The organism is Lelliottia sp. AC1 (genome assembly GCF_023278595.1).
Classification (GTDB): domain Bacteria; phylum Pseudomonadota; class Gammaproteobacteria; order Enterobacterales; family Enterobacteriaceae; genus Enterobacter; species Enterobacter nimipressuralis.
On record NZ_CP025699.1, the window covers coordinates 1,442,889 to 1,466,275 of the forward strand.

Genomic DNA, 23,387 nt, shown 5'->3' on the forward strand with positions numbered 1-23,387 from the left:
CCTCTCTACCGGGCATGTTTTAGACGGCGTTTAATCCAGACGCCGTTTCGTTTTCAACCACGTCAGGCCGATAAACATCACCGCCGACGCCATCAAAAACAGAATATTGACGATCAACACCGCCGGAATATTCCCCGCCAGGAACAGGCTTTGCAGCGTGTTCACAAAGTAGCGCGCCGGGATGATATAGGTCACCGCGCGGATAATGGCGGGCATACTGTCGATCTGGAAAATAAACCCGGACAGCATAATCGACGGCAGAAACGCCGCGTTCAGCGCCACCTGTGCGGCGTTAAACTGGTTGCGGGTGATGGTCGAAATCAACAGGCCCATGCCCAGGGTGCTGAGTAAAAACAGGCTGGTGATCAGGAACAGGAGAATCAGCGAGCCGCGATAGGGCACCTCAAGGATAAACACCGACACCAGCATACAGAGCAGCATCGCCAGCATGCCGAGGAAGTAATAGGGGATGAGCTTGCACAGCAGCAGTTCTACGCGCGTCACTTCCGTGGAGAGCAGGGCCTCCATGGTGCCGCGCTCCCATTCGCGGGCAATCACCAGCGAGGTGAGGATCGCGCCGATGACGGTCATGATTATCGTCACCGCGCCGGGGATAATGAAATGCTGGCTGATGGCGGCAGGGTTAAACCAGTAGCGGGTTTGTACGTCGATCAGCGGCTCAAATTTTTCGCCGCGATCTTCCGCTCGCTGCATCTGCCACAGCTGCCAGATCCCCTCGACATACCCCTGCACAAAATTGGCGGTGTTAGGCTCACTGCCGTCGGTGATCACCTGAATCGGCGCGTCGGTATTTGCCCGTGCCATATTGGCGGCAAAATCCACGGGGATCACCACCAGCCCACGAATTTTCCCGGCCTGCATCTTCTGGATCAGCGCCTCACGGTTATCGCTGATGGTGGCGTCGATGTAAGGCGAGCCGGTCATTGCATGGGTGAAATCGAGCGCTTCTTCGCTCTGCTGTTCCAGTAAAATCCCCACCCGCAGCTTGCTGGAGTCGAGGTTTATCCCGTAGCCAAAGATAAACAGCAACAGCAGGGGGATCACCACCGCAATCAGCCAACTGCTCGGGTCGCGCACGATCTGCCGCGTCTCTTTGACGCACAGAGCGCGCACCCGGCGCCAGGAAATCGCCTTAATGCTCATGGGCGTGCTCCTTATCCCAGTCGTTAATCAGGGTGATAAACGCTTGCTCCATGGTGGGATCGGGCTGCTCGTCGTCGGCTGCCTGAGCTTTTAAATCGTCCGGCGTGCCGTGGGCAATCAGCTTGCCGCGATAGACCAGCCCGATGCGGTCGCAATACTCCGCTTCATCCATAAAGTGGGTCGTCACCATCACCGTGACGCCTTTCTCCACCATGCTGTTAATGTGCAGCCAGAACTCACGGCGGGTGAGGGGATCGACGCCGGAGGTCGGTTCATCGAGAAACAGAATATCCGGCTCGTGCATCAGGGAGCAGGCCAGCGCCAGACGCTGTTTAAAGCCGAGCGGCAGTTCGTCGGTGGCGTGTGAGGCGATGTGGGTAAGACCAAAGGCATCGCTCATCCGGGCAATTTTTTCACTTTGCGCCCGCCCGCGCAGGCCGTAGACCCCGGAGAAAAAGCGCAGATTTTGTTCGACGGTCAGGTTGCTGTAGAGCGAGAATTTCTGCGCCATATAGCCCAGATGCTGACGGGCTTTGCCGGAGCTGACCTTCAGATCCATATCCAGCACCAGCGCTTTACCGGAGGTGGGCACCAGCAGGCCGCACATCATTTTAAAGGTGGTCGATTTCCCTGCACCGTTCGGCCCGAGCAGACCAAAAATTTCCCCGCGCTTCACGGCGAAATTAACGTTATCCGTCGCGGCGAAATCCCCGAACTTTTTGGTTAAGGATTTGGCTTCGATCACCGTCTCGCCGGGCGTACCCTCAACCGTATGCAGAATGGCCCCCAGCGGCGACTCAGAGGTGCTGGCGCCGCCAAGGAGGTCGATAAACGCATCCTCAAAGCGCGGGGCGGTCTCTTCTATCTCAATTTGCGGCATGCCCTGTGCCTGGCGGATATCGTCGGCGGTGGCCTCTTTTTTGAGGATCACGCGCACCGAACGCCCCTGAATCATGCCGTCGCTCACCTGCGGACATTTCAGTACCCGCTGCAACAGTTTGCGGTTGGTCTCATCGGGGCTGTGCAGGAGAAAACAGCGCCCGGACATCTGCTGCGTCAGCGCCGTCGGCTCGCCCTGATAGAGCAGTTCGCCTTCGTTCATCAGCAGGACGTCGCGGCACTGTTCGGCCTCGTCGAGATACGAGGTGCTCCAGAGGATCAGCATTCCGTCACCGGCCAGTTCGTGGACCATCTGCCACAGCTCGCGGCGAGAAATCGGGTCGACGCCAACGCCGGGTTCGTCCAGCAATAACACTTTCGGTTCGCCCACCAGGGTGCAGGCCAGCCCCAGTTTTTGCTTCATGCCGCCGGAGAGCTTACCGGCCAGCCGGTCGGTAAATGGCCCAAGCGAGGTAAACTCCAGCAAACGGGCGAAGGTTTTTTGCCGCGTTTCGCCCGTGACGCTGCGCAGATCGGCATACAGATTAAGGTTTTCCATCACCGTCAGATCTTCGTACAGGCCAAATTTCTGCGGCATATAGCCGAGCATCGCATGCAGTTCGCTGTCGTCTTTGATCGGGTCCAGCCCGAGGACTGAGGCCGTACCTTCGTCGGGTTTCAGCAATCCGGCGAGCATCCGCATCAGCGTGGTTTTTCCTGCGCCATCCGGGCCGACCAGCCCGGTGACATAGCCTTTTTGCAGGGTGCAATTAAGGGGTGCTACTGCGGGCTTATCCATGCCCGCAAAGCGTTTCACCAGATTATTGAGCTGGATAACCGCATCATTCATGTCGGTCCCCATCGTTGAATTTCACCGTGATAGGCATCCCCTGGCGCAGCGCGTCGTCAGCATCGGTCACAATAATGCGCAGGCGATAGACGAGGTCCGTGCGCAGATCCGGGGTTTCAACGGTTTTTGGTGTGAACTCGGCGGTCGGAGAGACAAACCCGACTTTACCGTGATAGGGCTTATCGGGACGCCCGTCGGTGTAGAGCAGCAGCTCGCGCCCTGGCTGGGCCTGATTCAGATTCGGTTCATCAATGTAGGCGCGCACCCACACCGGGCGGGTGAGGGAGAGCGTCAGAACGGTGCTGCCCGCGCTTAACATGCTGCCTGGCTCCACGGCGCGGGTCATCAGGGTGCCGTTGGACGGGGATACCAGCGTGGTGTCGTGCAGATCCAACTGCGCCTGCGCCAGCTGTGCCTGAGCCTGTTCGAGACTGGCTTTTGCCTGGGCGATATCCTGCGGACGGTTACCGGTGCGGTACTGGCTTAATTTGTCCTGGGCGGATTTCAGCGTGGCCTGGGCCTGATCGCGCGAGGAGCGAGCGTTTTCCAGATCGTTTGCGGAAATGGTGCGGCTTTTCCATAACCCCTGCTGGCGGTTGTAGAAGTTCTGCGCGTAATCAAACGCGGCCTGCGCCTGTTTAACGGCGGCTGCGGCCTGTGCGACCTCTTCATCGCGATAGCCCGCCAGCATCAGATCATATTGCGCCTGAGCAACGGACACGCTGGCTTTGGCCTGCATCAGCGCATTTTCGTACGGTGCTTTGTCCAGCTGGCCCAGCGTCTGCCCGGCGGTGATGGTATCGCCTTCGTCCACCGTAAGAGATTCCAGCCGCCCTCCGACGCGGAAGCTCATATTAAGCGTGCGGATATCCACGTTGCCGTAGAGCGTAAGACCGCGATCCTGCTGGCTCTGATACCACAGCCAGCCGCCGATCCCGGCTGCCAGTACAACGACCACCGCCAGTATGGCGACGACAGGTTTTTTCATGACTCCAGGCTCCTTTGCGTTAAACCTTGCAGGATCAGGTCGAGATGACAGGTGATGACCTGACTGATCTGCGCGGATTTATCCTCATCAAATTGTGTCCAGCCCGTGCGCAGCAGGATGGTTTCCCGGCCCAAGCGAAAAGCGAGCACTTCGCCGAGTAGCGCATGGGTGTGCAAAATGGTCTGTGTGTCGCTCGCGTCGCGCCCGGTGTAGGCCGCAATCAGCTGCGTCAGGTGGGTGTGCATCGGGGCAATCACCTGATCGTGGACCCGCTGGTAGGCGGCGGTGGGCGAGAGCTGCTCCCGCGAAATAAATTTACTCAGATTCAGCGTATCGTCGTGGGTGAGCAGGGCGATCATATTGTTGCAAGCGTTCAGGATAAGTGCGCGGATGGCGGCGCGATCCGGCGACGGCTCGCTAAGCAGCGCGGTGGCGGCGGCAACCTGTTCGTGAAAACGGCTGCCAATGAAATCGGCGATCCACTGGGCGCATGCGAGATACAAATCTTCCTTCGAACCAAAATAGTAGGTAATGGCAGCAATGTTTTGCCCGGCCTGCGCGGCGATATCGCGGGTAGTGGCGTGCAGGCCATATTCGCCAAACTGGGCAAGTGCTGCGGCAATCAGCTGGCTTTTGGCCTGTTCACCTTTGGTGGTCGTCGGAGTTGGATTCATAGCGTCATTAAAAATTAATCAATCGATTGATTAAGATTATGTTTAAATTTTCACCTTGTCCAGTCGGGTGGAGCAATATTTTGTTGATGAATCCCGCTGGGATATTTTATGCGCCATGTCACAAAATCTGCTACACTCCGCTGCTTCGTGACATTGTGGTTTTTGTCCTACTCGTTTCGTCTTATCTCCCTGAAAACTACACCTGTGACGGTCGGGGCGGTTCGGAGTTTTTATGTCTTTTGATACCCTTGGCCTGAACCCGGAAATTCTGCGCGCTGTTGCAGAGCAGGGCTACGTTGAGCCAACCCCTATTCAGCAGCAGGCGATCCCTGCGGTGCTGGAAGGCCGTGACCTGATGGCCAGTGCCCAGACCGGCACCGGTAAAACGGCTGGCTTCACCCTGCCACTGCTGCAGCGTCTGGTTCAGAAAGAGCCTCACGCGAAGGGCCGTCGCCCGGTCCGTGCGCTGATTCTGACCCCCACCCGTGAACTCGCTGCGCAAATCGGCGAAAACGTCCGGGAATACAGCCGTTACCTCGACATCCGTTCGCTGGTGGTTTTCGGTGGTGTGAGCATTAATCCACAGATGATGAAACTGCGCAGCGGCGTTGACGTTTTAGTCGCCACGCCGGGCCGTCTGCTGGATCTGGAACATCAAAACGCGGTCAAACTGGATCAGGTTGAAATCCTGGTGCTGGATGAAGCGGACCGTATGCTGGATATGGGCTTTATCCACGATATTCGTCGCGTGCTGGCGAAACTGCCTGCACGTCGTCAGAACCTGCTGTTCTCCGCGACCTTCTCCGACGAGATCAAAGGGCTGGCGGAAAAACTGCTGCGTAATCCGCTGGAAATCGAAGTGGCACGTCGCAACACCGCCTCTGAGCAGGTGACCCAGCACGTTCACTTCGTCGACAAGAAGCGTAAGCGGGAACTGCTGTCCCAGATGATTGGCGAAGGTAACTGGCAGCAGGTGCTGGTCTTTACCCGTACCAAACACGGTGCCAACCACCTGGCGGAACAGCTGAATAAAGATGGCATTCGCAGTGCAGCCATCCACGGCAACAAGAGCCAGGGGGCGCGTACCCGTGCGCTGGCCGATTTCAAATCGGGCGACATTCGCGTTCTGGTGGCAACGGATATCGCGGCGCGTGGCCTCGATATCGAAGAGCTGCCGCACGTTGTGAACTATGAGCTGCCAAACGTTCCGGAAGATTATGTTCACCGTATTGGCCGTACTGGCCGTGCGGCGGCAACCGGTGAAGCGCTGTCTCTGGTTTGCGTCGATGAACACAAACTGCTGCATGACATCGAACGTCTGCTGAAAAAAGAGATCCCACGCATCGCCCTCGAAGGCTATGAAGTGGATGCTTCCATCAAAGCGGAGCCGATTCAGAACGGTCGCCAGCAGCGTGGTGGCGGCGGTGGTCGTGGACAGGGCGGTGGTGGCCGAAGCCAGCAGCCGCGCCGTTCAGAAGGTGGCGCACCAAAAGCGGCAGGCAAACCGCCGCGCCGTACGGGTGACGCGAAACCCGCCGGGGAAAACCCATGGCGTAGCGGGGAAGCAAAACCCGCAGGTGAAGGCCAACGCCGACGCCGCCCGCGTAAACCTGCCTCCGCGCAGTAATCTGGAAGCCCGGCTCTAACGCCGGGCTTTTCTTTTTGCGACAACCCCGCGAACGTGCCACAATAGTGGCTGTTTATACAGTATTTCAGGTTCCCCGATGGCTTTAACCGCTGCGCTCAAAGCGCAAATTGCCGCCTGGTATAAGGCGCTGCAACAGCAGATCCCCGACTTTATTCCCCGAGCCCCGCAGCGGCAGATGATTGCCGATGTGGCGAAGACGCTCGCCGGGGACGACGGGCGGCATCTGGCGATCGAAGCACCCACCGGCGTCGGGAAAACCCTTTCCTATTTAATTCCTGGCATTGCCATCGCCCGCGAAGAGCAAAAAACGCTGGTGGTCAGCACCGCCAACGTGGCATTGCAGGATCAGATCTACAGCAAAGATTTACCGCTGCTGCGCAAAATTATCCCTGAGCTGCGGTTCACCGCTGCGTTTGGACGCGGGCGCTACGTGTGCCCACGCAATCTGGCGGGGCTTGCCAGTACCGAAGCGACCCAGCAGGATTTGCTGGCGTTTCTGGATGATGATCTCACCCCGAATAACAAAGCCGAGCAGGAGCTGTGCGCAACGCTGAAGGTCGATCTCGACGGCTATAAATGGGACGGCCTGCGCGATCACACGGATAAAGCCATCAGCGACGATCTGTGGCGTCGCCTGAGCACTGATAAAGCCAGCTGCCTGAATCGCAACTGCCATTACTACCGTGAATGCCCGTTCTTCGTTGCACGTCGCGAAATCCAGGAGGCGGAAGTGGTGGTGGCTAACCATGCGCTGGTGATGGCGGCGCTGGAGAGCGAATCGGTCCTTCCCGATCCGAAAAACCTGCTGCTGGTTCTCGACGAAGGACACCATCTGCCGGACGTGGCGCGCGATGCTCTGGAGATGAGTGCGGAAATCACCGCGCCGTGGTTTCGCCTGCAGCTCGATCTGTTCTGTAAGCTGATTGCCACCTGCATGGAGCAGTTCCGCCCCAAAACCACGCCGCCGCTGGCGGTGCCTGAGCGACTGAGCGCACACTGCGAAGAGATCTACGCCCTTATCGCCTCACTCAACACGATCCTCGATCTGTATCTTCCGGTCACCCAGGAAGCGGAACATCGTTTTGCGATGGGGGAGCTGCCGGATGAGATCATGGAGATCTGCAAGCAGCTGGCGAAGCACCTGGAAAAGCTGCGCGGTCTGGCGGAGATGTTCCTCAACGATCTCAGTGAAAAAACCGGGACGCATGACGTTGTGCGCGTGCATCGCGTTTTGTTGCAGATGAATCGCGCATTGAGCATGTTTGAGAGCCAAAGTAAGCTGTGGCGGCTGGCGTCGATGGCGCAGGCCTCCGGCGCGCCGGTGACCAAATGGGCGACGCGGGAAGCCAAAGACGGGCAAATTCACCTCTTCTTCCACTGCGTGGGGATCCGCGTCAGCGATCAGCTGGAAAAGCTGATCTGGCGCAGCGTGCCGCACGTGGTGGTCACATCTGCGACGCTACGTTCCCTGAACAGCTTTTCGCGGTTGCAGGAGATGAGCGGTCTTAAAGAGAAAGCGGGCGATCGCTTTGTCTCGCTGGATTCCCCGTTTAACCACTGCGAGCAGGGCAAACTGGTGATCCCGAAAATGCAGCATGAGCCGCTGATGGAACATGAAGAGCAGCATATTGCCGAGATGGCCGCCTATTTCCGCGAGCAGGTCGAAAGCAAGAAATACCCCGGCATGCTGGTGCTGTTTGCCAGTAATCGCGCGATGCAGCTGTTTTTAACCTATGTCACTGACCTGCGCCTATTGCTGCTGGTGCAGGGCGATCAGCCGCGCTACCGGCTGGTGGAAACCCACCGTAAACGCATTGATAACGGCGAGCGCAGCGTGCTGATCGGCCTGCAGTCCTTTGCGGAAGGGCTGGATTTGAAGGGCGACTACCTGACGCAGGTGCATATCCATAAAATCGCATTCCCGCCCATAGACAGCCCGGTGGTGATCACTGAAGGCGAGTGGCTGAAAAGCCTCAACCGCTATCCGTTCGAGGTGCAAAGCCTGCCTGCGGCGTCATTCAACCTGATTCAGCAGGTGGGGCGACTGATTCGTAGCCACGGCTGCTGGGGAGAGATCGTCATTTATGACCGACGATTGCTGACCAAAAACTACGGCCAGCGCCTGCTTAACGCCTTACCGGTATTTCCTATCGAACAACCCGACGTACCGAAAGTGACAAAGCGGCCTACGACCGTGGTGGCGGCGCGGAAAAAAGCGCCGGGAGCGAGACGACGAAGTCCCGGCAGAAAATAAGCAACACTATCGTTGATGGCTTTTTCAGGGCTATAGTGTGTCAATGATGTTGCCAGGAGAAATGCCGTGGATTATCGCAAAATTATCAAAGAGGTAGGGCGCGGGAAGAATCATGCCCGCGATCTGGACCAGGAAACCGCTCGCGCGCTCTACACCCACATGCTGAACGGCGATGTGCCGGAGCTGGAGATGGGCGGCATTCTGATTGCCCTGCGCATTAAAGGCGAAGGAGAAGCGGAGATGCGCGGGTTTTATGAGGCGATGCAGGCGCAAACCTTCCGCCTGACGCCGCCTGTCGCCAAACCGATGCCGATTGTCATTCCTACCTATAACGGCGCGCGCAAACAGGCGAACCTGACGCCGCTGCTGGCGGTGCTGCTGAACAGACTCGGTTTCCCGGTCGTTGTGCACGGCGTCAGCGCCGATCCCACGCGCGTGCTGACTGAAACCATTTTTGAATTAATGGGCATTGCGCCGACGCTTCATGCGGGACAGGCGCAGGCCAAACTCGAAGGCCATCATCCGGTCTATATTCCGGTGAGTGCGCTGTGCCCCCCTCTCGAAAAACAGCTGGATATGCGCTGGCGCATGGGCGTGCGTAACAGTGCTCATACGCTGGCGAAACTGGCGACGCCGTTTGAGGAAGATGCTGCGCTGCGCTTGTCCAGCGTCTCGCATCCGGAGTATGTCACTCGCGTGGCGGGCTTCTTCGCCGATATTGGTGGCAAAGGGCTGTTGATGCACGGCACCGAAGGCGAGGCGTATGCCAATCCGCAGCGCTGCCCGCAGATAACGCTTATCGACAAGCAGGGCACGCGCGTCGTGCTGGAGCGCGGTGAGGAGCCGGAAGGCGACGTCGTTCTGCCGACGGCAAAAGATGCTGAAACCACGGCCCGCTGGACCGAGCGCTGTCTGGCCGGGAGCGAACCGGTTCCGCACTCTCTGAAGCTACAGATGGCGTGCTGTTTGCTGGCGACGGGGGAGACGGATTCCGTTGAGGCTGGGCTTAAACGCGTGGCAGCGTTTTTCTAGGCAAAAAAAAGCCCGTCCGGTGAGGACGGGCAAACAAAGGGTAACAACAACAGGGTCAATGAGGGTTGGAGCAACTCGCCAGAGGGTATAGCGAGCGTGGAGCATAATTCGTTGGGTTATTTGTAGATAACCGCAGTACCGCTAAGTTTGTTGTTGGTGTTAGCAGAAGTGATGGTGTAACCACTTGCACCCGCAGCAGACGCTTTCTCAGCCAGTTTTGCTTCCAGACCATCCAGCGTGGTCGCGCCTTCAGCACTCACCACACCGATTTTATTCATGTTCTGCGCCTGAGCAGAAGTCACAGATTCCGCAGCGAACGCGCCAAATGACAGAGCAGACAGGGCAACAGCGGCAACAGCATATTTGATGGTTTTCATAGTTAATCTCTCGCAGGTTATTCTGTTAAGGGGACGATGTTCCGTCGATGTGATAAGTATCACGTTTTTTTGCGAAAGATAAAATCGAAGAGAATTGACAGCATTGCTCAAAAAAATTGAATGACAAATAACTTATTGATTATTAATAAATTCAGAGCAGCGTTTTACAGTTCTTGTCGTTGCGCTTTACAGAGGGAGTAAAGAGGGCACGTTTTGCCACGCGGTCTTTAAAAAACCGTGAGCGTAAAGGTAACCGCTTGCGGCTTCGTTTGAGGTAAAGAAGAGTCAACGTAGCTGGCTATCTTTCGATCCTCTGCGATTATATCCTGAATGTGAAGTGTTTTTTGAATCTTTACTCTGCTGGCATGCGATGCACAGCCTTACTCCGGGCATGGCTTTACGCCGCGCCTCGGGAATGATCTCCCCGCACTCCTCACACTCATACAGACTTTCACCCTGCGGTATCTCACCGCGAACGCGCGCGACAGCATCTTCAATTGTACTGTTGATCTGCTCGTTCACGGCATCGTCATTTGCCCAACCGGAAGCCATAGCTCTCTCCTGATGGAAGATAAACCTTCATAGAATGAATATGGGGTTAAAAAACGTACAGTCAAGACAAGCGAAAAGAGAACTGCATCTTTTTAAACAGATGCAGTTCGATGGCGGGGAGACTATTTGTAGATGGTTGCTGTGCCAAACATACGATTGTCGCCGCTGGCGGATTCCACAACGAACCCTTTAGCCCCTTCCTGGCGGGCTTTCTCAGCCAGCTTATGCTGAAGATCGTCTAGATTCGCGGCGCCAGTTGCGGAGACTGTCCCTGCAGGACGTAGCTGGCTGGTATCGCTATCGGTCGTGAGCGGCTGAACGGACCAGGCGGGAAGCGAGGCGGTTGCAAGGGCTCCGGCAACAACGATGAGTGTCAGGTATTTTTTCATAATCACATCCTCTGAATCTGAATGACAATGGGTGATTCAGATTAAGTTTAGAAGCATACGGAGTGTGATTTAGCGCAAAAATTTGATGGTGATCTGCTTATTTTTTGAACGATATAAATTGACAAATTATTGACAGATCATAGACATACAGGTTGCTGATTTTTGGCGATTTGTTGTGCCAGAAAGAGAGTTATTTACCGTTGGGTCATCAGAGGGTATCTTACGCCGCTGTGAAAAGGAGAATGCCATGACTGCCCAAAAGCCGGGATTACACCCGCGTAACCGCCATCGTAGCCGCTACGACATGAATGCCCTGTGTCAAAGCTGCCCTCAACTGCAGGAATTTATCGTGCAGACCCCAGCGGGTGAACCCTCAGTTAATTTTGCCGACCCGCTGGCGGTAAAGGCGCTGAACAAGGCGCTTTTGGCCCATTTTTATGGCGTTGCGCAGTGGGACATTCCGGAAGGTTTTCTCTGTCCACCGGTGCCGGGACGTGCGGATTATATCCACCATCTCGCCGATTTACTGGCAGAAGGCAATGGCGGTGAGATCCCGAAACAGGCGACGGTGTTAGATATCGGAACCGGCGCGAACCTGATTTACCCGCTGATTGGCGCGCATGAGTACGGCTGGCGTTTTACGGGCAGTGAAACGGGGCCGGAAGCCTTTGCCAGCGCCCAGGCGATCATCAATGGTAACGAGGGATTAACCCGCGCCATCCGTTTGCGTCGCCAGAAAGATGCCTCCATGATTTTCAACGGCATCATTCATAAGAATGAAAACTACGATGCCACAATGTGTAATCCGCCGTTCCACGATTCGGCAGCCACCGCCCGCGCCGGTAGCGAGCGTAAGCGCCGCAATCTCGGCCAGGCGGAAGAGGGTGCGCTTAACTTCGGCGGCCAGCAGCACGAGCTGTGGTGCGAAGGGGGCGAAGTGGCCTTTATCGAGAAAATGATCGCCGAAAGTAAGCCGTTTGGCCGTCAGGTGAAATGGTTCACGACGCTGGTCTCTCGCGGCGATAACCTGCCGCCGCTCTACCGTGCACTGACAGACGTCGGCGCGGTAAAAGTGGTGAAAAAAGAGATGGCCCAGGGACAGAAGCAGAGCCGCTTTATCGCCTGGTCCTTTATGGATGACGCGAAACGCCGCCGACCATTCTGATGCCTGTTGCCCGGTGGCGCATGGCTGACCGGGCCTACAGGGTTGGCTCCTGCGGCGGCAGTGGTGACACCGGCGCGGGGAGCACCTGGTAGGTTTGCACCGGCGGTCGCACGTCGGCGATATCGAAGTGTTTCTTCACCATGCTGTCGAGGGCAAACCGCACCGTCCACTGCTTGAGCGGCTGGGTGGTGAACGAAACGCGCAGGGTAAAGGCGGTATTCGTCAGCCCGACAATCCCTGCAAACGACGGCTCACCGATCACCAGCCCGCGAATATCGTCCATCTCCATAAGCTCTTCAACCGCCGATTTCAGCGCCTGTTTCGCTTTATCCGCATCCTCATGCCGATCCACATCGTAATTGGCCACCACCGAACCGATACCGCGCACAAAGTTGGCGAAGGTGGTAATCGATGACCACGGAATGATGTGGTACGCGCCGGTGTCCTGGCGCACGCCGACGGAACGAATCGACATCCGCTCGACGGTGCCGGTTAACGGCCCAATCGTGACCAGATCGCCCGTATTCATCCCGTTCTCAAACTGAATAAAGATCCCGGTAATAATATCTTTCACCAGGGTTTGTGACCCGAAGGAGATCGCCAGACCCAGCGCACCCGCACCTGCCAGCAGCGGAGCGATATTCACGCCGATTTCAGACAGCACAATCATGATGGTGATGGTACTGATAATCACCGCCAGCGCATTGCGAAACAGGGTCAACAGCGTGCGTGCGCGAGCGCTGGGGAGCGGGCGGCCGTGAATATCGGACACCAGCCGATTTTCAATCAGGCTGGCGAGCAGCGTCCAGCCGATAGCCGAGAAGAACAGAATCAGCGCGATGCGAATTAAAATATCCACGGTTTTTTCGCCCGCGCCGTTGTGCATCCAGTTCCAGAAATCAAACAGACTCCAGGCGCTGAGCAGAAGCATCACGGCGATGCAGACGGTCAGGATACGCGCCACTTTCAGGGAGGCGGAGATCCAGCCATTCACCCGTTTTTGCAGTTCGGGATAATTTCGCTGTACCTGCGGGGACAGGGTGATGGTTTTTGAAATCCAGCGCGAGAGCAGACCGGAGACAAAGGCCGCGATGCCGATAATCGCCAGGCTGTGGAAGGTGGCGCCCATCATAAATTTCAGGCTGTTACCCGGATCGAACAGGGAGAAGAAGCACAACACGATGAAATAGGCGCTCGCCAGCCAGTGCCACACCAGGGCGAACGCGCGGATAAACAGGCTGAAGAATGAGAGCGAGCGGTCCGCCAGGTGCAAAAGGCCGTTGGTAATCGCCTTTTTATTATGAAAAATCAGGTACAGCGCCCAGACGGTAATTCCGAGCATAATCAGCACGTTTGCCAGGGCGCCAATTTGCACGTTGACCTGATTCGAGATAATGGGTACCGCGACCAGCAGGCCGTAGCCAATCAGACCGCTTAGGATGCTCAGGCGTAGCGCCCAGTATTTGGCGCTTTCGTCATTAACGGTGAACGGGCGTAAATCCGGCACGCGCGGGCTGAATATCAGGCGCAACAGGGCTTTGAAGAACTCGATCAGGGCGAAGGCATTGAGGAACAGGCTTTGCTGGAAGGCGATGGTTTGGCTTCCGGCATTAAGGTTATCGCTCAGTACCTGGCCCACAAACAGCGTCAGGGCCAGAATCAGTAAATCAATGACGAACGCGCCTGCAATCATGAGCGGCAAGTGAAGCCAGCTGCTTCGCTCACGATTTTTTCTGCGTCCCCACTCTCCCATTTTGCGGTACAGCGGCCACGCGCACAGCCTCGCCAGCCAGTAAAAAGCGAAGATCGCCCCGGCCAGCATCAGGAAGTGGCTGGCGGCGTTGCTGAAAGTTTGGGGATTAAAGGGTTTGTGCGGGGAGCCAATCAGGTTGCGGTAGAGCTGTGCGAAGCGGGCGGAGAGGGCTTCGCCGTAGTGCCGGCTGACGTCAGTCACATTCTCCAGCACGGTTTTTTCGCTTGTCACTTCAGGTGGCGTAATGCTGGGGACCGGCTCCTGCGGCGGCGTTTTCGCGACGGTGCGCAGCTGGTCGATCAGTTCTTTGCGCGACGTGTCATTCTCCAGCACGTCGGCCAGCGCGCCATAGGCAGCTTTCTTTTGCTCAACGTCCGGCTCCGCAGCAGGCGTGCTCGACTGAGAGGCAGACGCGCCTGAGGTAACGCCCGGGAGGGTGACAGCCTGAGCGGGTGCACCGAACAGGCAAAGCAAAAGCAGCAGGATCCACGGCACGGCTTCCTCCGATGAAGAAAATGTTCAGCAAAATGATAAGTATAGATGGCAGGTGGGGCAGAGAAGTTTTTGGGAACAATCCGGCATAAAAAAGCCGGGCGACAGAGCGGCCCGGCTGGTGTGAGGCAACGGCGATGATTACGACACGTGCTGCAAGAATTCCTGCAGGCGCTGGCTAGGCGGGTTAGCAATCAGCTCTTGCGGATTACCGTCTTCCGCAATACGCCCTTTATCAATGAAAATCAGCCGGGACGCTACTTTCTCGGCAAAGCCGATTTCATGGGTCACGATGACCATCGTCATCCCTTCTTCGGCCAGATCCTGCATAACCTTCAATACTTCGTGACGCAGTTCCGGGTCGAGCGCGGAGGTTGGCTCATCGAACAGCATCATTTTCGGTTTTACAGCCAGCGCGCGGGCGATAGCCACACGCTGCTGCTGGCCGCCGGAAAGCTCGGACGGATAGTGGTGGGCACGCTCAGCAAGGCCGACTTTCGCCAGCAGCTCTTTTGCCAGCTTTTCAGCCGCCGCTTTGTTGGCACCGCGCACGCGCTGTGGACCAAACATCACGTTTTCCAGCGCCGTCAGGTGCGGGAACAGGTAGAACTGCTGGAACACCATACCGGCTTCCTGGCGAATCAGACGCTCGTCCACTTTCGGGTCGTTGACCTTCAGGCCATCAACGATCAGATCGCCGCTGGTGATCTCTTCAAGCTTGTTAATGCAGCGCAGCAACGTCGATTTGCCGGAACCTGACGGCCCGATAATGACGACAACTTCGCCCTGTTTGATGTCCAGATCGATGTTATGCAGCACCTGGGTTGGCCCAAAATGCTTGGAGACGTTTTTAAATTCAATCACAGGATTTTCATCCTTCTTTCAAGGCGACGCAGAACAAAGCTCAGCAGTAGCGTAATAATCAGGTAAACAACGGCCACGGCACTCCAGATTTCCAGTGCACGGAAGTTACCGGCAATGATCTCCTGGCCCTGACGGGTCAATTCTGCCACGCCAATTACGATAAACAGCGAGGTGTCTTTGATACTGATGATCCACTGGTTACCGAGCGGCGGCAGCATACGGCGCAGCGCCAGCGGCAGGATCACGTGGCGGATGGTTTCGCGACGAGACAGCCCCAGTGCCAGACCCGCTTCGCTAAAGCCTTTATGAATCGACAGTACCGCGCCACGCGTGATTTCCGCGATGTAGGCGCCGGAGTTGATCATAATGGTCACCACGGCGGCGCTGAACGGATCAATGCGCAGATCGGTGAAAGCCATTGGCAGGGCGAAGTAGATAAACATGACCTGGACGACGATAGGCGTTCCGCGGATCACTTCGATGAAAACCAGTGCGATGTGGTTTGCAATCCAGCCGCCGTAGGTGCGAGCGAAACCAGCCACGAGGCCGATAAACAACCCGCCAACCAGACCGAGGACCGAAATCCACAGGGTCATTTTGGCGCCTTCAAGCAAGAGAGGAATGGCAGGCCAGATGGCGCTCCAGTCAAACTGCATGATAATTTCCTGTTACCGTGGTTCTAAAAAGCAGGGGCGAAAGGTCGCCCCCGAGCGTACTTCTTCTTTTAAGAATAATTATTTTGGCTCAGTGCCGAACCATTTTTTGTAGATTTCGTTGTAGGTGCCGTTCTCACGCAGGGTTTTCAGCGCGCCGTTCACTTTGGTACGCAGATCGTCGCTGCCTTTCGGGAAGGCGATACCGTACTGCTGTGCTTCTAAAGACTCGCCAACCGCTTTGAATTTGCCGTTGCCCGCAGTTTTGATGAAGTACAGGATATTTGGCGTGTCGTGCAGTACCGCGTCAGCGCGGTTGGTGCCCAGTTCCATGTAAGCGTTGTCGATGTTCGGGAACTGACGCAGGTCTTTGGATTTGATGTTGGCTTTCGCGTAATCAACAGAGCCGGTGCCGCTTTTCACTGCAACCACTTTGCCGTCGAGATCTTTTACGCTTTTCACGTCGTTGTTATCAGCCTTAACCATCACCAGCAGGCCGCTTTTGTAGTAGCCGTCAGAGAAGTCGATCGCTTTTTTACGTGCGTCAGTGATGGTGATACCTGCCAGCGCAACGTCAACGTTTTTGGTTTGCAGTGCAGGGACGATACCGCTGAAGTCCATTGGCTTCAGGGTGTAATCAAGTTTAAGTTCCTTCGCGATAGCTGCCCACAGATCGACGTCAAAACCAACATACTGATCGCCCTGTTTGAATTCAAAGGGGACGAAGGCGGTGTCGGTTGCGACGATGAGTTTTTTATCTGCAGCATGAGAGGACACGGCAAAAGCCAGGGTAAGTGCAGCCAGTGAAACTTTTAATACAGACTTCATAGCATTTCCTTTTATATCCACGGGGCGATCCCCTGCGAGAACAAACGGCTACATGAAAAAATCGTGCCAACATTGCAACTCATTGTTTTGCAAAGAGGATGATGTCATGCATTGCACAGCAAACGGTGCAAACCGCTTTTGTTGCACCAAAATGGAGCGCTGTTTTGGTGCGGTCGGGTTTGCTTAGCCGACGGGTGGCTATTAAGCGCAGATAACGGCGATAAAACAATCTTTCGTTAACGATTTTGTGAGGTGATTATTACAACTAATTTACTTTTGCAGAAGGGGAGAGCAAAAGTGTGCACCATAAACGTGCAAAACCCCCGCCGGGCGGCGAGGGTTTTATAGATAATTCGTATGGATTATTCGATGTTAGATTCGATAAACCACAGGAATTGATCCAGGTCGCGAGAAGCCGCGGTTAAGATATCTGCGGTGTCTTCGTCTTTGGTTTCGCCAATCGCTTTACGTACATCGTTCGCGACGATAGCGTAACGGTCAGCCAGCTCTTTCAGGTGATCCTGAACGGTGTGGATATCCAGCGGGTAGCTTTTCAGTGGCGTTTTGCTGTTAATCACCTGAGTGGTACCCAGGGCAACACCGCCCAGCTGCACGGCACGTTCAGCCATGGTGTCCAGGTGGGTCACTAACGCAGTCCGGAATCCATCCAGCATTTCATGAACGGCGATAAAGTTGGCGCCGCGCATATTCCAGTGGGCCTGTTTAGTGATCAACGACAGGTCAATGAACTGGATCACCTGGCGATTCAGCAGCTCAATCGTTGCTTTCTTATCGCTATCCGAGACATCGTTACGGGTATAAAGCAGATTAGACGCTTTCGTTTTAACCAGTTTAGCGGTACTCATAATCTCATATCCTCTTGATGTTTTATGTTCCAGGTAATTACCGGAAATAAGTATAGCACCGCTTTTATATTCTGCCGGGATGGCTGTGCCTATCGGTTTAATAGTGAAAGGGAAGGGGGTTGTATAACTCGTTGATATAAAATGATTATGATTTATTTTATGCGGATGAGTCTTAATTACGCCCTCGTTTCATGGGCGACAGAGTATATTTCACCGTGATGACAAAATATGTAAGAAAATAAAACCAGGGGTAAGTTGGCCCCTATTCTGCATGGCTATAAAAACCATGCAGAACAGGGAGCATTAATTGACGTCGATTTTCTTGATTTTGGTTTCAGGCCGCATGGTGAGCGTCGATCCCATTGATGCGGCAATAATCGAGCACAGCGCCAGCGTCTGAGTGAAGGTCAGGCTTTCTCCCAGGAAAACCATCCCCGACAGGGCGGCGAGCGCCGGTTCCATGCTCATCAGCGTGCCGAAAATGCGGGTTGGCAGGCGCGTCAGGGCAATCATTTCGAGCGAGTAGGGCAATGCGGTGGAGAGAACGGCGACCGCCAGACCTATCGGCAGAATGGACCACTGCCAGATGGATTCCGTTGCTTGCGCCATCCCAATCGGCACGAAGATGATCGCAGCGATGAGCGAGCCGAGCGCGACGGTGGCAGGGCCATGCTCTTCACCCGCACGCTGCCCGGTGAGGATATAGACCGCCCAGCAGGCTCCCGCACCGAGTGCCAGTGCGGCACCGGTTAAATCCACATGAGAGATGTTCTGTCCCAGCGGCAGCAGGAACCACAGGCCCAGCACGGCCAGCACCACCCAGACAAAATCGACGGGGCGACGGGAAGAGAAGAGCGCCACGGCCAGCGGGCCGGTGAACTCCAGCGCTACCGCGATGCCCAGCGGTACGGTCTGGATCGACAAATAGAACAGATAGTTCATTCCGCCGAGCGACAGCCCGTAAAAGAGCAGCGGCAGGCGTTGCTCTTTTTTAAATCTCAGCCGCCAGGGTTTGAAGATCACCACCAGAATTAAGGTACCCAGCGCAATACGCAGCGCCGTGACGCCAGGGGCGCCCACTACTGGGAAAAGGGATTTTGCCAGTGATGCACCACTCTGAATGGACAGCATAGCGATGAGTATTACAACGATGGGCAACCAGACTGGCGCCTTGCGAGACATCCCAGGCATCCTTTCTCCTGTCAATTTGTGTCAAAGGGAGTAAAGGTCGCAGTGTAATTGAAATAATCAGGCAGCGGTTGAGACTTTGTTGAAAAAAAATGCCGCGAAATCCGTAGAATGAGCCACTATTGATGGATTAATAAGCTAACAGATTAGGATTAATCTGGATGAATGTAATGGCGTTGACGCGCAAAATCAGCGTATAAATGTGGAAATTCAGTGTTTTTTGAACAAGATAGCTGACCTTTGAAATGTTCTGTTACATCAAAGGATCGGTTAGACAACACGAATCACAAAGAGTTTCACAAGATTTTTTGATATATTTAAAACTTACGGATTTACTTGAAGCACATTTGAGGTGGTTATGAAAAAAATTGCATGTCTTTCAGCACTGGCCGCTGTTCTGGCTGTTTCCGCAGGTACCGCTGTAGCTGCTACTTCCACTGTTACCGGTGGTTACGCTCAGAGCGATATGCAGGGCGTAGTAAACAAAGCTAACGGCTTCAACCTGAAGTACCGCTACGAGCAGGACAACAATCCGCTGGGCGTGATCGGTTCTTTCACTTACACCGAGAAAGATCGTTCTGAAGATGGCGCTTATAACAAAGCTCAGTACTACGGTGTTACCGCTGGTCCTGCTTTCCGCCTGAATGACTGGGCAAGCATCTACGGTGTTGTAGGTGTTGGCTACGGTAAATTCCAGCAGACTGAAAACGAAAGTCTGAACCGCACTGCTTCTACCAGCGACTACGGTTTCTCCTACGGCGCAGGTATGCAGTTCAACCCAATCGAAAACGTTGCTCTGGACTTCTCCTATGAGCAGAGCCGTATCCGCAACGTTGACGTTGGCACCTGGATCGCAGGCGTGGGTTACCGCTTCTAATCACTTCGGTGAGCCAGTAAAAAATCCGCCCAATGTGGCGGATTTTTTTTTGCCCTCTCCCAGTGGAAGAGGGTGCCAGACCGACGTCAGCTTACCTGCTTTTCACCTCAAAAACATCCGTGCCCAGATGGGTATACTCCACTTTCTGTAACTTGAAGTTGGTAATATACACCGGCGGCGCTTTCTTGTTTGAAATGAACGAATAGCTGTTGGCGATCTCTTTTGCCGAAATCCCCGTCCATTGTGAGAAGAATTTCAGGAAATCATTGGCTGAACGGCGTGCTTTGATGATGCGATGAGTTTTGTCATCGCTGGAGAGCACCATAAACGGCACCTGGAAGTTCTGCTGGAACTTATCGTCATGGGCCAGGTACTGCACCTCTTTGCCGCGCTCTTTAAACGCCAGACCGTGATCTGAGAAGTAGACCATCGAGAAACTGTCGCCTGTGTTGCGCAGCTGGGTATAGAGTTTACTCAGCAGGTCGTCGGTTTGCGTCATGGTGTAGAGATAGCACGACGTCTCTTTCGACTGCACGAATTCCGCGTATTTCCCCTGGGTACGATCGCACGCCTGCGGATGCGAGCCCATCAGATGCAGAACGATCAACTGTGGCTGGGTGCGCTGGCTGGCGAAGACCTGCGACGTCATCTTCAGTAAGGCTTCGTCTTTGGTATTTTTATCGGCCTCAAAATCTCCGCTCTTCAGGAACTGCGCTTCGTCCGCACGTTTGGCAATGCTGGCGATGGCCGTGTCGTATTCACCGATCTGCCCCTGATTGGAGAACCACCAGGTCTGGAAACCGGCGCGGTTGGCCAGAGTCACGAAATTATCCTGATACTGCGGTTTGCCATCGACCACACGGCTGAGCGTCAGGCCGAGCGATTTCTGCGTCGAGCCGCTTGCCGCGACATAATCGGTAAACAGCGTGCCGTTTACTGAGCTGGCAAACGGTGTGTTATCCCAGTGCCCGCCGAATGCGCCCAGCGCATCGCGGCGCGCGCTCTCGCCAATCACCACCACGTAGGTGTGATATTTCGGTTTGACCGCTAGCACGTTCCAGGTGTCTTTCATGTTCGACAGCTCCGCCATACGCGTCTGCTCATCGAGCACTTCTTTATTGTTCACCACAATATCTTTGACGAAGCGGAAAACCGGATAGCCGGTGTCTTTTAGCTTGAACACGCCGCCCCACGCCAGGTTTTGCACCGGCGCGACAAAAAAGGTCGCCACGCCGATAACCAGGCACAGGTTTTCAATCATGCTCCACGGCTTTTTCTCCTGCGGTTTGCGGCGAACGGCAATCACCCCAAGAGCAAAAATAAACAGACCGATGACGTAGCTGTACCACGGGAAGATCGTCAGGATCTCCGTGGACTCTTCCATATTGGTGGAGTGCAGCGCCAGCAGGGTGTTGAAGTTGGGGGCGCCGTACGCCTGACCAAACGGGTAGTACATCGCCGCGACGACCGAACAGATCCCGACCACCACTTTTTGCGCACGTGGCGCGCTGCGCCACATCAAATGGAGCAGACAGGTAAAAGCGACGGCGTAGAGCAGGCTAAAGGGATAGCCTAGCGCAAAGTTAATGAGCAGCGATTGCAGAAAGTAGAATCCCGTCCACGGGCTTAAGGCCCGACTGCGGGTAATAAATGTTTCTTTCAGGGTTAAATTCATAGGTCACTATCATGAAAACGCCATGTGCTCACCCTGGCGTCGAGGGTCAAAGCCTGCCTGACAGTGCGTGGAGAGGGAATGAGGGTCCGCTTCAGCGAGCCGCAAATGGTGCAGGGCTGCAAGAAGATAGAGCCAGTCGGCATTCAGGTCAACAGTTGCTAAGAAGATGTTTTGCGAGAGGGATTACAAATCCGTAAAAAAGATCGGGAATTGAGGGCTAACAGGGCAGTTTGCGCGGAAAGTGTGACAGAAAAATGAAGCGGCGTACCGCGACGCCGCTTAGTGGGACGGTTTATCGTTTTGCTCTGATTTGCCGTTAAACATATCGCACAGCATGTTCAACAGCATCAAGCGTACTTTAAAGGGAGAGTGGCTAAACACTTTCATACACCTCTTGAATTCGTTCATGTGACCTCCTGATTTCTGATCCCTTCGATCCGTGAAGGGTGACTGCATTACATACAGATATAGCACAGGCTATATTGTATAGCTATGGCTAATTCGTTAATTTTTTGTGCTTGTAGAGGGATCGTTTACACTGTGCGCTCAAGATATATGACGCCAGGGGCGTCACCCACTGAGGAAGGACAATGAACCGTCGCGCAGGTAAGCCCATTACAAAAAAAAAGACGCAACTGGTGAATGTTGAAGAGCATGTTGAAGGATTTCGTCAGGTGCGTGAGGCGCACCGTCGCGAGCTGATTGATGACTACGTCGAGCTGATTTCCGATCTCTTTCGTGAGGTCGGTGAAGCGCGTCAGGTGGACATGGCTGCGAGGCTTGGGGTGTCACAGCCTACGGTTGCCAAAATGTTAAAACGTCTGGCCTCGGTTGGGCTGATCGAAATGATCCCGTGGCGCGGCGTGTTTCTGACGCCAGAAGGGGAGAAACTGGCTCAGGAGAGCCGGGAGCGCCATCAGATCGTTGAAAACTTTTTACTGGTGCTCGGCGTGAGCGAAGATACTGCCCGCCGCGATTCGGAAGGGATTGAACACCACGTCAGCGAAGAAACGCTGGAGAAATTCCGCGAGTTCACGCGTAAATTTGGGTCCCCTGCTGAATGAGCATTCCTGGACTGCGGGCACTCGCCCGCGATCGCTTTTTCCATCTTCTGCTATTGATTGGCCTTGGGCTGAGCTTTTTCGTTCCCTTTGCGCCTGCGTCCTGGCCGGCGGCTATCGACTGGCACACCATTATTACCCTGAGCGGGCTGATGATGTTGACCAAAGGGGTGGAGCAGAGCGGCTACTTTGACGTCATCGGTCGCAAAATGGTGCGCCGCTTTGCCACCGAGCGCAAACTGTCGCTGTTTATGGTGCTCGCGGCGGCGCTGCTGTCGACGTTCCTGACTAACGATGTGGCGCTGTTTATCGTCGTGCCGCTGACCCTGACGTTACGCAAGCTGTGCGAGATCCCGGTTAACCGGCTGATCATCTTTGAAGCGCTGGCGGTTAACGCCGGATCGTTGCTGACGCCGATTGGCAATCCGCAGAACATTTTGCTGTGGGGACGTTCCGGATTGTCCTTTGCGGCCTTCACCTGGCAAATGGCGCCTCTCGCGCTGGTGATGATGCTCTCTCTGCTGGTGGTCTGCTGGTTTGCCTTTCCGGCGAAACCGCTTCGCTATCACAGTGGCACCCAGGCCTCCCCGTGGAATGCGCGGCTGGTGTGGGGGTGTCTCGCCCTGTACATCATTTTCCTGACGGCGCTCGAACTTAAATATGCCCTCTGGGGCGCACTGCTGGTGGCGGGCGGCTTCCTGCTGCTGGCGCGGCGGGTGCTGATCAGCGTCGACTGGACGCTGCTGCTGGTCTTTATGGCGATGTTTATCGATGTGCATCTGCTGATCCAGCTGCCGGTATTGCAGGGCGCGTTGCACAGCGTGAGCGGACTCTCGCCGCTCGGCCTGTGGCTGACGGCCATCGGGTTGTCGCAATTTATCAGCAATGTTCCCTCGACCATTCTGCTCATCAACTACGTGCCGCCAACGGTGCTGCTGGCCTGGGCTGTTAACGTCGGCGGTTTCGGCCTGCTGCCGGGATCGCTCGCCAATCTGATTGCTCTGCGTATGGCAAATAACCGCCGGATCTGGTGGCGATTCCACCTCTGGTCCCTGCCAATGCTGGTGTGGGCGGCCGCGGTCGGTTTCGGATTATTCCTTCTCATATAGTGCGCTAATTGTCAGCTTTTCCTGGCAAATGTATAGCAACGTCCTAACT

The 23,387-nt window shown here is 55.3% G+C and carries 22 protein-coding genes; 7 read left to right on the forward strand and 15 right to left on the reverse strand.

The genetic code is table 11. The features are described 5' to 3' along the window. Positions 1-30: 30 nt before the first annotated feature. Genes C0560_RS06740 through cecR form a run of 4 tightly spaced genes read right to left on the reverse strand, consistent with a single transcriptional unit; the run spans position 31 to position 4,555 of the window. Entirely contained in the window at positions 31-1,164 is a 1,134-nt protein-coding gene (locus C0560_RS06740) for an ABC transporter permease (RefSeq protein ID WP_100777119.1), read from the reverse strand. Further along, on the reverse strand, positions 1,154-2,893 hold the full coding sequence (locus C0560_RS06745) for an ATP-binding cassette domain-containing protein (RefSeq protein ID WP_129035316.1): 1,740 nt from the start codon (positions 2,891-2,893) through the stop codon (positions 1,154-1,156). The genes C0560_RS06740 and C0560_RS06745 overlap by 11 nt, the downstream gene beginning before the upstream one ends. Beyond that, entirely contained in the window at positions 2,886-3,881 is a 996-nt protein-coding gene (gene hlyD, locus C0560_RS06750) for a secretion protein HlyD (protein WP_100777117.1), read from the reverse strand. Before hlyD ends, C0560_RS06745 begins: the two co-directional genes overlap by 8 nt. Then, positions 3,878-4,555 (reverse strand): transcriptional regulator CecR, encoded by a 678-nt coding sequence (cecR, locus tag C0560_RS06755; RefSeq protein ID WP_102105213.1) that lies wholly within the window; start codon positions 4,553-4,555, stop codon positions 3,878-3,880. Before cecR ends, hlyD begins: the two co-directional genes overlap by 4 nt. A 232-nt stretch (positions 4,556-4,787) precedes the next feature. On the opposite strand from cecR, the gene rhlE reads away from it, so the two are divergent. The 3 genes from rhlE to ybiB all read left to right on the forward strand — a co-directional run bounded on the left by rhlE (position 4,788) and on the right by ybiB (position 9,489). Beyond that, the gene (gene rhlE, locus C0560_RS06760) at positions 4,788-6,182 is read left to right on the forward strand and encodes an ATP-dependent RNA helicase RhlE (protein ID WP_100777115.1); all 1,395 of its coding nucleotides are present in this window, start codon (positions 4,788-4,790) and stop codon (positions 6,180-6,182) included. A gap of 97 nt (positions 6,183-6,279) precedes the next feature. Continuing rightward, on the forward strand, positions 6,280-8,457 hold the full coding sequence (gene dinG, locus C0560_RS06765; protein WP_248859868.1) for an ATP-dependent DNA helicase DinG: 2,178 nt from the start codon (positions 6,280-6,282) through the stop codon (positions 8,455-8,457). A 66-nt stretch (positions 8,458-8,523) separates the two neighbouring features. Further along, a complete protein-coding gene (ybiB, locus tag C0560_RS06770; RefSeq protein WP_107703994.1) occupies positions 8,524-9,489 on the forward strand; it encodes a DNA-binding protein YbiB in 966 nt (321 codons plus the stop codon). A 116-nt stretch (positions 9,490-9,605) separates the two neighbouring features. On the opposite strand, the gene ybiJ is transcribed toward ybiB, so the two are convergent. The 3 genes from ybiJ to mcbA all read right to left on the reverse strand — a co-directional run bounded on the left by ybiJ (position 9,606) and on the right by mcbA (position 10,807). Continuing rightward, positions 9,606-9,866, reverse strand: a complete 261-nt coding sequence (gene ybiJ, locus C0560_RS06775; protein WP_100777112.1) for a DUF1471 family protein YbiJ — start codon at positions 9,864-9,866, stop codon at positions 9,606-9,608. A 285-nt stretch (positions 9,867-10,151) separates the two neighbouring features. After that, entirely contained in the window at positions 10,152-10,418 is a 267-nt protein-coding gene (locus tag C0560_RS06780) for a DksA/TraR family C4-type zinc finger protein (protein ID WP_100777111.1), read from the reverse strand. A 122-nt stretch (positions 10,419-10,540) separates the two neighbouring features. Then, a complete protein-coding gene (gene mcbA, locus C0560_RS06785) occupies positions 10,541-10,807 on the reverse strand; it encodes a DUF1471 family periplasmic protein McbA (protein WP_100777110.1) in 267 nt (88 codons plus the stop codon). Positions 10,808-11,054: 247 nt separating this feature from the next. Here mcbA and rlmF point away from each other — a divergent pair, with 247 nt between their 5' ends. After that, positions 11,055-11,972 carry a 23S rRNA (adenine(1618)-N(6))-methyltransferase RlmF gene (gene rlmF / locus C0560_RS06790; protein WP_164971791.1) on the forward strand — a complete coding sequence of 306 codons (918 nt, stop codon included), beginning with the start codon at positions 11,055-11,057 and terminating at the stop codon, positions 11,970-11,972. 34 nt (positions 11,973-12,006) lie between these two features. Here rlmF and ybiO read toward each other — a convergent pair whose 3' ends face one another. The 6 genes from ybiO to rhtA form a co-directional block, all read right to left on the reverse strand. After that, on the reverse strand, positions 12,007-14,220 hold the full coding sequence (ybiO, locus tag C0560_RS06795; RefSeq protein WP_248859869.1) for a mechanosensitive channel protein: 2,214 nt from the start codon (positions 14,218-14,220) through the stop codon (positions 12,007-12,009). A gap of 138 nt (positions 14,221-14,358) precedes the next feature. Continuing rightward, positions 14,359-15,081, reverse strand: coding sequence for a glutamine ABC transporter ATP-binding protein GlnQ (glnQ, locus tag C0560_RS06800; RefSeq protein WP_100777107.1), 723 nt, complete (start codon positions 15,079-15,081; stop codon positions 14,359-14,361). Next, complete coding sequence (gene glnP, locus C0560_RS06805) at positions 15,078-15,737, reverse strand: glutamine ABC transporter permease GlnP (RefSeq protein ID WP_095281341.1); 660 nt, start codon at positions 15,735-15,737, stop codon at positions 15,078-15,080. The genes glnQ and glnP overlap by 4 nt, the downstream gene beginning before the upstream one ends. 78 nt (positions 15,738-15,815) lie before the next feature. Further along, positions 15,816-16,562 carry a glutamine ABC transporter substrate-binding protein GlnH gene (glnH, locus tag C0560_RS06810; protein WP_100777106.1) on the reverse strand — a complete coding sequence of 249 codons (747 nt, stop codon included), beginning with the start codon at positions 16,560-16,562 and terminating at the stop codon, positions 15,816-15,818. 362 nt (positions 16,563-16,924) lie between these two features. Then, positions 16,925-17,428 (reverse strand): DNA starvation/stationary phase protection protein Dps, encoded by a 504-nt coding sequence (gene dps, locus C0560_RS06815; protein ID WP_100777105.1) that lies wholly within the window; start codon positions 17,426-17,428, stop codon positions 16,925-16,927. A 303-nt stretch (positions 17,429-17,731) separates the two neighbouring features. Continuing rightward, on the reverse strand, positions 17,732-18,619 hold the full coding sequence (gene rhtA / locus C0560_RS06820) for a threonine/homoserine exporter RhtA (protein ID WP_194514149.1): 888 nt from the start codon (positions 18,617-18,619) through the stop codon (positions 17,732-17,734). A gap of 355 nt (positions 18,620-18,974) precedes the next feature. Here rhtA and ompX point away from each other — a divergent pair, with 355 nt between their 5' ends. Beyond that, entirely contained in the window at positions 18,975-19,493 is a 519-nt protein-coding gene (ompX, locus tag C0560_RS06825) for an outer membrane protein OmpX (RefSeq protein WP_100777103.1), read from the forward strand. A 91-nt stretch (positions 19,494-19,584) separates the two neighbouring features. Here the strand turns inward: ompX and C0560_RS06830 are convergent, their stop codons facing one another. Together C0560_RS06830 and mntS are read right to left on the reverse strand one after the other, a co-directional pair. Further along, complete coding sequence (locus C0560_RS06830; RefSeq protein WP_100777101.1) at positions 19,585-21,168, reverse strand: phosphoethanolamine transferase; 1,584 nt, start codon at positions 21,166-21,168, stop codon at positions 19,585-19,587. A 279-nt stretch (positions 21,169-21,447) separates the two neighbouring features. Then, a complete protein-coding gene (mntS, locus tag C0560_RS06835) occupies positions 21,448-21,576 on the reverse strand; it encodes a manganase accumulation protein MntS (RefSeq protein ID WP_107703991.1) in 129 nt (42 codons plus the stop codon). Positions 21,577-21,758: 182 nt separating this feature from the next. Here mntS and mntR point away from each other — a divergent pair, with 182 nt between their 5' ends. Both mntR and C0560_RS06845 read left to right on the forward strand, forming a co-directional pair. Next, positions 21,759-22,232, forward strand: coding sequence for a manganese-binding transcriptional regulator MntR (gene mntR / locus C0560_RS06840; RefSeq protein WP_102105205.1), 474 nt, complete (start codon positions 21,759-21,761; stop codon positions 22,230-22,232). Continuing rightward, on the forward strand, positions 22,229-23,338 hold the full coding sequence (locus C0560_RS06845; RefSeq protein WP_102105204.1) for an anion transporter: 1,110 nt from the start codon (positions 22,229-22,231) through the stop codon (positions 23,336-23,338). The genes mntR and C0560_RS06845 overlap by 4 nt, the downstream gene beginning before the upstream one ends. Positions 23,339-23,387: the final 49 nt, after the last annotated feature.